This window comes from Duganella sp. Dugasp78 (assembly GCF_059491455.1).
Window position 1 is genome coordinate 1,992,110 of the sequence record NZ_CP168506.1, and the last position, 13,570, is coordinate 2,005,679.

At 58.9% G+C, this 13,570-nt stretch carries 8 protein-coding genes; 2 read left to right on the top strand and 6 right to left on the bottom strand.

Annotated elements, in window-relative coordinates:
• Window positions 1-28: 28 nt before the first annotated feature.
• From ACEN9O_RS08905 to ACEN9O_RS08925, 5 genes are all read right to left on the bottom strand, one after another.
• Complete coding sequence (locus ACEN9O_RS08905; protein WP_495617211.1) at window positions 29-1,237, bottom strand: ABC transporter substrate-binding protein; 1,209 nt, start codon at window positions 1,235-1,237, stop codon at window positions 29-31.
• A gap of 62 nt (window positions 1,238-1,299) precedes the next feature.
• On the bottom strand, window positions 1,300-2,007 hold the full coding sequence (locus ACEN9O_RS08910) for an ABC transporter ATP-binding protein (RefSeq protein ID WP_495617212.1): 708 nt from the start codon (window positions 2,005-2,007) through the stop codon (window positions 1,300-1,302).
• Window positions 2,007-2,777 carry an ABC transporter ATP-binding protein gene (locus ACEN9O_RS08915; protein ID WP_495617213.1) on the bottom strand — a complete coding sequence of 257 codons (771 nt, stop codon included), beginning with the start codon at window positions 2,775-2,777 and terminating at the stop codon, window positions 2,007-2,009. Before ACEN9O_RS08915 ends, ACEN9O_RS08910 begins: the two co-directional genes overlap by 1 nt.
• 123 nt (window positions 2,778-2,900) lie before the next feature.
• Window positions 2,901-4,529, bottom strand: a complete 1,629-nt coding sequence (locus ACEN9O_RS08920) for a GMC family oxidoreductase (RefSeq protein ID WP_495618447.1) — start codon at window positions 4,527-4,529, stop codon at window positions 2,901-2,903.
• Between the two features lie 27 nt (window positions 4,530-4,556).
• The gene (locus ACEN9O_RS08925) at window positions 4,557-5,594 is read right to left on the bottom strand and encodes an NAD(P)H-dependent flavin oxidoreductase (protein WP_495617214.1); all 1,038 of its coding nucleotides are present in this window, start codon (window positions 5,592-5,594) and stop codon (window positions 4,557-4,559) included.
• A gap of 389 nt (window positions 5,595-5,983) precedes the next feature.
• Here ACEN9O_RS08925 and ACEN9O_RS08930 point away from each other — a divergent pair, with 389 nt between their 5' ends.
• Together ACEN9O_RS08930 and ACEN9O_RS08935 are read left to right on the top strand one after the other, a co-directional pair.
• Window positions 5,984-8,776, top strand: coding sequence for a bifunctional diguanylate cyclase/phosphodiesterase (locus ACEN9O_RS08930; protein ID WP_495617215.1), 2,793 nt, complete (start codon window positions 5,984-5,986; stop codon window positions 8,774-8,776).
• Window positions 8,777-9,108: 332 nt separating this feature from the next.
• Entirely contained in the window at window positions 9,109-9,795 is a 687-nt protein-coding gene (locus ACEN9O_RS08935) for a 5'-methylthioadenosine/adenosylhomocysteine nucleosidase (RefSeq protein ID WP_495617216.1), read from the top strand.
• Window positions 9,796-9,849: 54 nt separating this feature from the next.
• Here ACEN9O_RS08935 and putA read toward each other — a convergent pair whose 3' ends face one another.
• Window positions 9,850-13,506 carry a trifunctional transcriptional regulator/proline dehydrogenase/L-glutamate gamma-semialdehyde dehydrogenase gene (gene putA / locus ACEN9O_RS08940; protein WP_495617217.1) on the bottom strand — a complete coding sequence of 1,219 codons (3,657 nt, stop codon included), beginning with the start codon at window positions 13,504-13,506 and terminating at the stop codon, window positions 9,850-9,852.
• Between the last annotated feature and the right edge of the window lie 64 nt (window positions 13,507-13,570).

The following is a 13,570-nucleotide window of genomic DNA, read 5'->3' on the forward strand; positions in this document are numbered from 1 at the left end:
TGGTGGCGCGGCCTGTGGTCAACTTAGATTATTTCCACAGCGAGCATTTGGTTTCCGCCTTGGTGGCGTAAGCCTGGTCGCCTGGAATGGTGGCGGCAACCTTGTAATAATCCCATGGGTATTTCGATTCCGACGGCTTCTTCACTTCCATCAGGTACATGTCATGGACCATGCGGCCGTCCGGACGGATCACGCCACCCTTGGTGAACATATCGTTGACCTTGTTCGCCTTCAGGTAAGCCATCACCTTGTCGGTGTCGTCGCTGCCGACAGCCTTGACCGCCTTCAGGTAATTGGCGGCGGCGGAGTAGTCGGCCGCCTGCAGCATCGACGGTTCCTTCTTCATCTTGTCGAAGTAGCGCTTGGACCAGGTACGCGTTTCCGGATTCATGTCCCAGTACCATCCGGTGGTCAGATACATGCCCTGGGTCAGGTTCAGGCCCAGCGAGTGCACGTCGTTGATGAAGATCAGCAGTCCAGCCAGCTTCATTTTCTTGGTGATGCCGAACTCGTTGGCGGCCTTGATCGAGTTGATCGCGTCGCCGCCGGCGTTGGCCAGGCCCAGGATCTGCGCACCCGACGATTGCGCCTGCAACAGGAAGGACGAGAAGTCCGACGCCGACAGCGGATGCTTGACCGAGCCCAGCACCTTGCCGCCATTGGCTTTCACCACGTCCGCCGTGTCTTTTTCCAGCGACTGGCCGAAGGCGTAGTCGGCGGTCAGGAAGTACCAGCTCTTGCCACCCTGCTTGACGATGGCGCCGCCGGTGCCGCGCGCCAGCGCGATGGTGTCGTAGGCGTAGTGAATCGTGTATGGCGTGCATTCCTCGTTGGTCAGCCGGGCGGAACCGGCGCCGATCGAGATGAAGACTTTCTTCTTCTCCGCCGCGACCTTGGCCATGGCCAGATTGGCGCCGGAGTTGGTGCCGCCGATCAGCATGTCGACGCCCTGCTGGTCGAACCATTCGCGCGCCTTGGAGGCGGCGATGTCGGCCTTGTTCTGGTGGTCGGCGGAGATGAACTCGACCTTTTTACCGGCGATGACCACGCCGGCATCGGCAATCGCCATCTTGATTGCTTCGGCACCGCCGGCGCCGTCGATGTCCGTGTACAGGCCGGACATGTCGGTGATAAAGCCGATCTTGATGGTGTCACCGGAAACCTGGGCTTGGGCAGCAAAGGACAGGCCGAGTGCGCACACGGCGGTGGCTGCGATGGTGATGGCTTTGAGTTTCATTTTGTCTCCGTTCGTTCAAGAAGTAGTGCTGGTCTATTTTTTGTACACTTATTTGCAAGCCTTCAGACACCCAGAAGCTCGGTCAGGACCGGCATCTTGGCGCTCAATTCCGATGCAACAAAGGTCTCGACGATCTGACCGTGTTCCATCACATAAAACCGGTCCGCCAGCGGCGCGGCAAACCGGAAATTCTGTTCCACCATGACGATGGTGTAGCCCTTGGCCTTGAGCGTGGTGATCATCCGCGCCAGGCCCTGCACGATGACTGGCGCCAGGCCCTCGGAGATTTCATCGAGCAGCAGCAAGCGCGCGCCGGTGCGCAGGATGCGCGCCACCGCCAGCATCTGCTGCTCGCCACCCGACAGGCGGGTGCCCTGGCTATGCTTACGCTCTTCCAGGTTCGGGAACATCGCGTAGATTTCCCCGATCGACATGCCCTGCTCGCCGGTCGCCAGTTGCGGCGGCAGCATCAGGTTTTCCTCGGTCGACAGCGACGAGAAAATGCCGCGCTCTTCCGGGCAATAGCCGATGCCGAGGTGAGCGATCTTATGCGTCGGCAAGCCGATCGCTTCCTTGCCGTTGACCTTGATCGATCCCTTGCGGGCACCGGTCAGGCCCATGACCGCGCGCAGCGTGGTGGTGCGGCCGGCGCCGTTGCGGCCCAGCAGCGTAACCACTTCACCGGGCTGCACCGTCAAATTCACGTCGTGCAGAATATGCGATTCGCCATACCAGGTTTGCAGGTTGGAGATTTCCAGAGCGGCCGCCATCAGTGGGCTCCTTCCAGCACTGAGGCTTCGGTGCCCATATAGGCTTCCATCACTTGTGGATTACTTGAAACTTCGGCGTAAGTGCCTTCGGCCAGCATCGCGCCGCGCTGTAAAACCGAGATCTTGTCGCAGATGCCGGACACCACTTTCATATTGTGTTCGACCATCAAAATCGTGCGGCCGGCTGAAACTTTTTTAATCAATTCCGTCACGCGGTGCACGTCTTCGTGGCCCATGCCCTGGGTCGGTTCGTCCAGCAGCATCAGCTCCGGTTCCATCGCCAGCGTGGTGGCGATTTCCAGGGCGCGCTTGCGGCCGTAAGGCATATCGACGGTGATGGTGTCGGCGAACTCGGTCAGGTCGACCTCGGCCAGCAGCTGCATGGCGCGATCGTTCAGCTTGTTCAGCGACCGTTCGCTCTGCCAGAAATTGAAGCTGGTACCCAGCTGGCGCTGCAATCCGATGCGGACATTTTGCAGCACCGTCAGGTGCGGGAACACCGCGGAAATCTGGAACGACCGGATCACGCCCATGCGGGCGATCTGCGCCGGCTTGGCGGCGGTGATGTCCTTGTCGTTGAAGAGGATGTGGCCAGATGTGGGCACCAGGAATTTGGTGAGCAGATTGAAGCATGTGGTTTTACCGGCGCCATTCGGGCCGATCAGCGCGTGGATGTGGCCGCGCTGCACTTTTAAGTTCACATCATTGACCGCGGTGAATCCCTTGAATTCCTTGATCAGATGTTTTGTTTCCAAGATAACGCCGGACATCCTGTCTCCTTGTTATTCTTTTCAAACTACTAAATTTTTTTAAATCATACACAGTAACAAATTAGCTAACAATACAGTATAACTACGGTCTACTTTTGATCTAGACCTAGCGGACACAGGGTTTCATTTCCACTCTGAACGGATTAGTTCTGAAGCTTTCTCAGCGATCATGATGGTGGGAGAGTTGGTATTTCCCGAGGTTATGAACGGCATGACGGAAGCGTCCACCACGCGCAATCCGTGTACGCCAATTACACGCAGCGCGCTGTCCACCACGGCGGTCGGATCGCCGGCGCGGCCCATCTTGCAGGTGCCTACCGGATGGAAAATCGTGGTGCCGATCGCGCCTGCCGCATCGGCCAGTTCTTCCTCCGTACGGTGTTGAATGCCGGGCTTGTATTCTTCCGGCGCGTAGCGCTGCAACGCCGGCGCGGCGACAATCTGGCGCGTCAATGTCAACGCGGCGGCGGCGACTTTGCGGTCTTCCGGCGTGCTCAGATACATCGGCGAAATCTTCGGCGGCGCATACGAATCGGCGCTGGCGATGCGCACATGGCCGCGCGAAGTCGGCCGCAAATTGCACACGCTGGCCGTGAACGCGGGGAAGGCGTGCAACGGTTCGCCGAATTTTTCCAGCGACAGCGGCTGCACGTGGTACTGCAGATTCGGCGTGGCCTGCGCGGCGTCCGAACGCGCGAAGGCGCCCAGCTGCGAAGGCGCCATCGACATCGGCCCGCTTTGGAACATCGCATATTCGAGGCCGATTTTCATCTTGCCGTACCAGCTGGCGGCCATCGTGTTCAGCGTGCGCGCACCGCCGCCGAGCTTGTAGATCATGCGCAGTTGCAGATGGTCTTGCAGGTTTTCGCCGACGCCAGGCAAATCGGCCAACGGCTCGATACCGTGCTGACGCAAGTTGTCGGCCGCGCCTATCCCCGAGCATTGCAAAATCTGCGGAGAACCAACGGCACCAGCAGCCAACAGGGTTTCTTTGTCGGCCGTCGCGCTGAACTGCGTGCCGCCGCCGGTGAAAATCACGCCTTTGCATACCGGTCCGCGATCGCTCAATTCGATCTGCAAACGTTCCACGTGGCAGCCGGTCATGATGGTCAGGTTGGGCCGCATCGACACCGGTTTTAAAAACGCCTTCGCCGTATTCCAGCGGATGCCGCGTTTTTGATTGACGTCGAAATAGCCGCAGCCGGCGTTGTCGCCGCGATTGAAGTCGTCCACTTTCTGGATGCCGACCTGCTCCGCCGCATCGCGAAACGCGTCCAGTATTTGCCATGACAGACGCTGCTTTTCCACCCGCCACGGGCCACCCGCACCATGCATTTCGGAAGCGCCGCCGTGATAATCCTCGCTCTTTTTAAACAGCGGCAGCACCGACTGCCAGCGCCAGCTGTCGTCGCCGGTCAGCTGGGCCCAGCGGTCGTAGTCGCTACCCTGGCCGCGCATGTAGATCATGCCGTTGATGGAGGAACTGCCGCCCAGCACCTTGCCGCGCGGGTAGAGCAAGCTGCGCCCGCCCAGGCCTGGATCGGCTTCGGTGCGGAACATCCAGTCGGTCCGCGGATTGTCTATGCAATGCAGATATCCGACAGGAATATGGATCCACACATAATCGTCTTTACCACCCGCCTCGATCAGCAGGACATTCGCGTTTCTGTTTGCGCTCAAGCGGTTTGCCAATACGCAGCCTGCCGAGCCTGCACCAATAATGATGTAATCGTAAATGCCTGCTGATTCCAAAAACTTCTCCTCCAAGAGTGCTGTCGATCAGGCGGCTGCTATCTCCGCCAGCAATGTTTCAATCAGTTTCGCGGCCGGCATCGGCCGGGCGCGCGCGACGCCGGTACCGCACCACAGCGACATCAGTTCCGTCTCGCCGCGCTTGGCCGCTTCCGCACGGATGGCGCTGGTCAGTGCGTTTTGTATCGGATAAGCCGGGATTTGTTTTTCCACCGCAGCCATGTCAAGCATGAACCGGTTCTCCAGGCCACGCGCATAGCGGCCGGAAAACGCCCGCGTCTGCCGCGTCGGATGGTCGCCGGCCGTCAGCAAGCGCTGCTTGTAAAACGGATTGATGGCCGACTCGTCGCACACCAGGAACGCCGTGCCCATCTGCACCGCCTGGGCGCCGCCATCGAGCGCGCGCTTGATATCGGCGCCGTCCATGATGCCGCCGGCGGCGATCACGGGAATATGCACCGCTTCGACAATGATCGGCAGTAGCTCGAAAGTGGTCAGTTTGGCGTCTTCCTGCGCGCCGATGAAGGTACCGCGGTGGCCGCCGGACTCGATGCCGGAAGCGATCACCGCATCGGCGCCTCTGCTTTGCCAGGCCAGCGCTTCGTCGGCGTGGGTGATGGTGCCGATGACGAAAATACCGGCGTCATGGAGGCGACGGATCTGCTCCGCACTGAGGATGCCAAAGGTAAAGCTGACCACGGCAGGACGCAACTCGATCAGCGTTTCAAACTGAGCCGCAAAGTCTTCGCACCATTTGGCCGGCGTCGGCACTTCAGTCCAGCCCAGCGACGACACGATCGGCTTCAGCCATTCCTTGGCGCGGGCCACCTCGTCCGGGTCCGGCTTGGGCGTCTCCTGAACAAAGATATTCAGGCAAAACGGTTTGTCGGTCAGCGCGCGGATCTGCGCAGTCTGCGCGCGGATGACGTCCGGCGAAAGTAAGGAACAAGCCAGCGTACCCAGCCCGCCGGCATTGGAGACCGCAGCCACCTGCGCGGGCGTGTTGCCGCCGCCGGCGGTCGGTCCCTGGATGATGGGATGAGGAAAAATAGATGCCAAATTCATCGGATTTCTCGCAAAAAGTGGCGTTTACGACATGTGGATAAGTCTATGGATATCCACAGGCACGAAATGTGTGTAAACAAAAAATTTTTGGGGATGCTTTTTCTTATCCCAAAACAGTTCTTTGCTCATACACGGCTTTCTCGCCCGCTTATGCAGTCCGTAAACGCCTGATTCTAATCCAAAATGAACACTTATCCACAGAAAAGTGTCTACGTTAACAACTACTACTATTTTTATATATACATCTTTAGAGTAAACCATAAACCCAAAAACCACAGGCTCAGGCGCCTGAACGGCCTGATACCCTACTGGAACAGAAATAAGATTTCGCCAACATCTGCTTTCCCCTATACTGGATTCGCAAACAAACAGCCCCTGGCGGAGACATTTTGTCCTCACAGCGCAAACATCTGCGGTCGCCGGCTTATCTGCGCTTTCGGCGACGTCTGATCACCGGCCTTTTTCTCATGGCTGCGCTTGCCATTGCCTTGGTCGTTTCTCAATTCCGCACCACCTACATCGAACGCGAACTCGCGGTCAAAAACCAGACCGAGCACTACGTCCATGCGATGGAAGCGCATGTGCTGTACTCGATCCAGTCGGTCGACCTGTCGTTGATTGGATTTGCCAACGCCATCAAAGTTCTGACTACCCAGCAACGGCAATCGCCAGAAACCATGTCGGAGCTGCTGTCTTCGCGCGGTTCCAGTTTCAACAGCGAATACTGGATCAGCTTTATCGATAGCAAAGGCAATGCAGTTGCCAGTTCCACGGGCAGCAACATCACCGGCACCAAATACGGCGATCGCGATTACTTCAAAGTCCATCTGGATCCTGCCATGCGCGGTAAATTGTTCATCGGCGAACCCTCGCTTGGCCGGCTCAGCAACCAGCGTTTGTTTTTTCTCAGCCGCCGTGTGGAAAACGCCAAGGGTGAATTTCTAGGCGTGATCGTCGCGCCACTCAATGTCAACCGCTACGTCACCGTTTTTGAAAATTCGCGTTTCAGTTCCGATATCTCGATCGCGCTGGTACATGGCGGCGGCAAGGTGATCGCCCGCGTGCCCAATTTCGTGGAGTCGTTCGGCCGCGACCTGGGACCTACCGATCTGTTTGACAATGTTCGGCGCGCCAATTCGGGAACGTACAAAACCGTCAGCAGTATCGACAAGATCATGCGTGTCTTCAGCTATCGCGTATTTGAAAATCTTCCCTTGATCATCGTCGTTGGCAGCAATGATTCCGAATCGACCAGGCTGCTCCAGCAAAACTACCTGATTGCAGGCGGTGGCCTGGTCATGTTGCTGATGCTGATGGCTGGCGCCGGTCATTTTTCGCTGCGTACTTACACCAGGCAGGAAGAACGCGAACTCCGCTTCCGCTCCCTGTATGCGGCCAGTCGTGAAATGGAACAAAAACTGCTGGCCAACGAGGAGGAACGCAAGAAAAACGAAGAATCCATGAAGCTGGCGGCCTTGCTTTTTCAAAACAGCGGTGAAGGCATGATGGTCACCGACGCGGACGGACGTATCTTGACCGTGAATCCGGCCTTCTCCCTGCTGAGTGGTTACACGGAAAAAGAAGTCATCGGCCACCGCGGCTATGAACTGACGACCAGCCGACAGGACATCAACTTCTTCACCCGCATGTTTGAATCGATCGCCCAAACCGGTCAGTGGGAAGGCGAACTCTGGCATCAGCATAAAGACGGCGATGAATACCTGGTCGCGATGCGCTTCAACACCGTCTACGATGAGGTAGGCAATCCCTTCCGCTACGTCGCGTTGTTGAGCGACATCACGAAAAAGAAAGCATCGGAAGAATTGATCTGGCGCCAGGCCAATTTCGATGCGCTGACCGGCTTGCCGAACCGGCGCATGTTCCACGAGCATCTGCGCCAGGAAATGAAAAAAACCGACCGCTCCCATTTGCCCATGGCGCTGGTCTTCATCGATCTTGACCACTTCAAGGAAATTAACGACACCCTGGGCCACGATAAAGGCGACTTGCTGCTTAAAGAAGTGGCAATCCGCTTATCCAACGCCGTGCGCGGGACCGACACGGTGGCGCGCTTGGGCGGCGACGAATTCACCATCATCCTGAGCGAATTGCATAACGCCGGCGACGTGGTCCGTACCGCTCAGGAAATCCTTAAGCAAATGAGCACCCCGTTCAATCTCGGTAATGACGGGGATAAACACATCGCGCATATTTCAAGCAGCATCGGTATCACGCTCTACCCCGAAGATGGCGCCGACGCTGAAACTTTAATCAAAAACGCCGACCAGGCGATGTACGCAGCCAAGCAGCAGGGCCGCAACCGCTTCAATTATTTCGCGCCGTTCATGCAGGAAGCGACGCGTGTGCGCATGACACTGGTCAATGAATTGCGCGAAGCGGTCAATCATGATGAATTGCGGATTTTGTTCCAGCCGATTATCGACCTGGCCAGCGGCAAAATCTGCAAGGCGGAAGCGCTGGTGCGTTGGCAGCATCCGGTGCGCGGACTGCTGAACCCTGCTGAATTTATAGGCATCGCGGAAAGCAGCGGCATGATCGTCGGTATCGGCGACTGGGTATTCAAGCAGGCAGCGCAGGAAGTACAGAAACTTCAGGCGATGGGATTGCCGGATTTCCAGGTCAGCGTGAACAAATCGGCCTGGCAGTTCCGTGACGACGGCAGCAATTATCAACAATGGCTGGATTTTCTCCAGGAACTGCACCTGCACGCCAACAGCATCATCATCGAAGTGACGGAAAACCTGCTTTTGGACACCACCAACTCGGTTTCGGAGCGGATGTTGGCGTTCCAGCACGCCCATATGCAGATTTCGCTGGACGATTTCGGCACCGGCTACTGCTCGGTAGCGTTTTTGAAGCGATTCGATATCGATTACATCAAAATTGATCCAACTTTTGTCTCTAATCTGTCCAGTGGCACCGATGGCATCGTGCTGTGCGAGGCAATTATCGCCATGGCGCACAAGCTGAACATCAAAGTCATCGCTGAAGGCATCGAAACACCTCAACAATTGGCCGCATTGACAGCTGCCGGATGCGATTTAGGGCAGGGATACCTGATTTCCAAGCCGATTTCGGGCGAAGAACTGGAAAAACAGATTAAAAACGAACAAGCGCCTGTGAATAACTCGCTGGATATCCACAGGACGACTTGTGAGTAAGGACGAAGTTGTCCAAAGGACGGCATTTTATACAGAATTGCTCCTGAACTGGTACAGCGTTTATGCAAGTGCTTATCTTTCTCGTAAACAAATGATTTGTAAACGTATACATGACTTATCCACAGGCTTTTGGTCGTTTACTATTACTATTATTTTTATATAAATCCTTTGTAAACTACTAAACCCGGAAAACCCGAAATCTGAAGGCCTGTTCGTGCTTTGAAAACACTCCAGACCACAAAAAACGCCTTAAAATCGACCGTTTTTTGTAAACCACTGTGGAAAAGCCGCTTGAAATCCACAGCCTCCACCTCTGAGAAACAAGGAAAATTATGCGTTTAGGCATCATCAGCGCTTTGGCTGAAGAACAGCACGGGCTGATAGAAGCCCTTGAGAGCCCCTACAAGCTCGTCCATGGCATGCGGGAGTACACGGGAGGGAAGCTCTGGGAAATCGACGCTGTGTGCGTTCTGTCGCGTATAGGCAAGGTTGCTGCCGCGATGACAGCTTCCATCCTTGTGGAAAAGTTCGGAGTTACCCACATCGTCTTCACCGGCGTTGCTGGAAGCGGAGATAAGAACGTACAAGTCGGGGATATCGTCGTCGCTGAAGAGCTGGTTCAGCATGATTTCGATGCCAGCCCTCTTTTTCCACAGTTTGAGATCCCTCTGACAGGCCTGTCGCGTTTCGCGACTGATACGGCCTTGACCCAACGATTGGCAGCCGCCGCCGCACAAACCACGCGGGTACACCGGGGATTGATCGCCAGCGGTGATCAATTTATAGGCAAGCTAGGCCAAATTCAGGCCTTGAAAGCCGCGTTTTCTGATTTATTGGCTGTGGAAATGGAAGGCGCGGCAGTCGCGCAAGTGTGTTTTGAGCTGGGCATCCCGTTTGCCATCATCCGCACGATATCGGACAACGCCAACGACGATGCTGCCGTCGATTTTATGCATTTCATCAAAACCGTGGCTTCGCGTTATGCGTTTGAGGTAATCGAAAACTTCTGCAAGGCGTAAAAAAAGGGCCGGGTTTTATCCCGGCCCCAAAACAACAACAGGTGATCGTTACAGTTACGCGTCCAGCGTCATCAGGCTGGCGTTGCCGCCGGCCGCGGTCGTATTCACGCACAGGGCGCGCTCAGCAAGCAAACGCCACAGGGGGATGGTGCCATCCTCGTTGGTGTCGATTAAGCCCACCAGCGCCCCGCTACGGGCCGCCAGCGAGGCACGCAGGCCACCCACCAGCATCGTCTCCACCAGCGCGATCTGGAAATCGCCCTCGAAGCTGTCCAGGCTGCCGATGACCTGGATGCGCTCCTTGACCGCTGGCGGCAAGTCGGCAGGCAGCACTCTGGACGATTCAGCCGTCACCAGCGCGATATTGCCGGTCGCCAGCGTCGCGGCGATCTGGTTCAGCAGGCCGGCTTGCGTGCCGGCCACACACACCACGGAGCCGCGCGCGACCAGCGCCAGCGTGTTGCGTTCACCCGTCGGGCCTGGCAAGACGGTCAGGCTGCCCAGCATCGTGGTGCGGCTGTATTGCTCCGCCAGGGTGGCGGCACGTTCGTGGCCATGCATCTTCGACCAGACGGCCAGCGCATCCAGGCCCGGCGTCGCCTGACGCTCATGCTGGCCGCTGGTGATGGCGCCGCGTTGCAAACGCTTCAGGTACAGCGGACCGCCGGCTTTCGGGCCGGTGCCGGATTTGCCTTCGCCGCCGAACGGTTGCACGCCCACCACCGCGCCGACGATGTTGCGGTTGATGTAAATGTTGCCCACATGCGCGCGCGAGCTGATGTAGTCGATGGTTTCGTCGATGCGCGAATGGACGCCCAGCGTCAGGCCGTAGCCGCTGTCGTTGATCTGCTCGATCAGCTTGGGCAGATCGGCGCGCTTGTAGCGGATCACGTGCAGAACCGGGCCGAATACTTCCTGCGTCAACTCGGACAGCGAGCGGATTTCCAGCACGGTTGGCGGCACGAAGGTGCCGGCTGCAGTCACGCTGGACGGCAGATCCAGCGAGAAGTAGTTCAGCGCGGTCGCTTTCAGCTTGTTGATGTGCGCCAGCAGGTTCTGCTGGGCTTCGGCGTCGATCACCGGGCCGATGTCGGTCGCCAGGCGATCCGGGCAGCCGACTTTCAGCTCCTGCATCGCGCCCTTGAGCATCTTGATGGTCTTGTCGGCGATATCTTCCTGCAGGAACAGCACCCGCAGCGCCGAGCAGCGCTGGCCGGCGCTGTCGAAGGCCGATGAGATCGCATCCTGCACCACCTGCTCCGGCAGCGCCGACGAGTCGACGATCATGGCGTTCTGGCCGCCGGTTTCGGCGATCAGCGGGATGTCGGCATTTTCAGCGGCGGCGCGCTTGGCCAGGGTGCGGTTGATCAGCTGCGCCACTTCGGTCGAGCCGGTGAAGATCACGCCTTTAACGCGCGCATCGGCGGTCAGCGCGGCGCCGACCACTTCGCCGCGGCCCGGCAGGAATTGCAGCGCGGCGCGCGGAATGCCGGCCTGGTGCAGCAGCTCGACGGCGCGGTGGGCGATCAGCGGGGTCTGCTCGGCCGGCTTGGCCAGCACCACGTTGCCGGCCGCCAGCGAGGCGGCCACCTGGCCGGTGAAGATCGCCAGCGGGAAGTTCCACGGGCTGATGCAGGTGACCGGACCCAGCGCCAGGATGTTGGCCGAGCCCTGCACCTCAGCCGCGTAGTAGCGCAGGAAATCGACCGCCTCGCGCAGTTCGGCGATGGCGTTCGGCAGCGATTTGCCGGCCTCGCGGATCGCCAGCGTCATCAGTTCCATGGCGTTGGTTTCGAACAGGTCGGCGGCGCGGTTCAGTGCGGCGGCGCGCAGCGACGGTTCGGTGGTCTGCCAGTCCATGGCGAAATTGCTGGCGCTGGCCAGCGCGGTTTCGACGTCGGCGGCGCTCGCTTCGACCAGCTGGCCGACGATGTCGCTGCGTTGCGCCGGGTTGGTCACGTCCTGCGCCGGCTGGCCGGCGCTCAGGCCGCCCGCCAGCAAAGGCGCGGCGTGCCAGCTGCGCGCTACGGCCAGTTCTGCCGAAATCTTGCGCAGCACATCTTCGTTGGCCAGGTCGAAACCGGCCGAGTTCTTGCGCTCGGCGCCGAACATGTCCTGCGGCAGGGCGATGCCGGTGTGCGGCAGGCCGCCCTGTTCGCGCGCCTGGGCCACCGGATCCTTGATCAGCGAGTCGACCGGGATCGCCTCGTCGACGATCTGGTTGACGAACGAGGAATTGGCGCCGTTTTCCAGCAGGCGGCGCACCAGGTAGGCCAGCAGCGTTTCGTGGGTGCCGACCGGGGCGTAGATGCGGCACGGCTTGTCCAGGTTGTCTTTGCCGACCACCTGGTCGTACAGCGATTCTCCCATGCCGTGCAGGCACTGGAATTCATAGTCGGTCACGCCGTCGCGCTTGGCCCAGGTGTAAATCGTCGACAAGGTTTGCGCGTTGTGGGTGGCGAACTGCGGATAGATCACGCCAGTCGCGCCCAGCAGCTTTTGCGCGCACACCAGGTAGGAGACGTCGGTGTAGACCTTGCGCGTGTAGACCGGATAGCCGCTCATGCCGTCGACCTGGGCGCGCTTGATCTCGGCATCCCAGTACGCGCCCTTGACCAGGCGCACCATGAACTTGCGGCCGCTGCGCTTGGCCAGGTCGATCAGGTAGTCGATGACGAAGGGGCAGCGTTTCTGGTAAGCCTGGACGACGATGCCGATGCCGTCGAAGCCGGCCAGCTCGGGGTCGTGCGCCAGCGCTTCGACCAGGTCCAGCGACAGTTCCAGACGATCGGCCTCTTCCGCATCGATGTTCAGGCCGATGTCGTAGTGCTTGGCCAGCAGCATCAGCGCGCGCACGCGCGGCAGCAGTTCCGCCATCACGCGGCTGTGCTGGGCGCGGCTGTAGCGCGGGTGCAGCGCCGACAGCTTCACCGAAATGCCGGGACCGTTCTTGATGCCGCGGCCGTTCGAGGCCTTGCCGATCGCGTGGATCGCGGTTTCGTAGGAGGCGTAGTAATTCCTGGCGTCGGCCTCGGTCAGCGCCGCTTCGCCCAGCATGTCGTAGGAATAACGGTAGCCGCGCGCCTCGTTGGACTGGCCGTTCTTGATGGCCTCGTCGATGGTCTGGCCGGTGACGAACTGGTTGCCCAGCATGCGCATCGCCAGGTCCACGCCTTTGCGGATCAGCGGTTCGCCGCCCTTGGAAATGAGCTTGGTCAGCGCCGAGCCCAGGCCGGTTTCGCTGCTGGTGGACACCAGCTTGCCGGTGATCAGCAGGCCCCAGGTGGCGGCATTGACGAACAGCGAAGGCGATTCGCCCAGGTGCTTGCGCCAGTCGCCTTTGCTGATTTTGTCGGCGATCAAGCGGTCGGCGGTGGCGTTGTCGGGAATACGCAACAGTGCTTCTGCCAGGCACATCAGCGCCACGCCTTCTTCCGACGACAGCGAAAACTCGTGCATCAGGGCATCGACGCCGGAAGCGCGGGTGCGCTGCTCGCGCACCGAACTGACCAGTTTATGCGCCAGTTGCTGGGCCTGTTGCAGGGTGCCCGCGTCGTGGTTTTGCACCTGTTCCAGCAGCCACTGAACGGCGCTGACTTCGTCGCGGCGATAGGCAGCCGTCACTGCTGCGCGCAGGGGAATCGGGTCGCGCAGGATCTCGGCCTGCATGGCGGCGAAAGGGGTAAAACCGGTGGCTGCTGCTGCTTGCATTGAATACTCTCAGAATGGGAATTTGGGCGCGGTTGATGACAAAAAAACGCTCAACCTGCGGGTG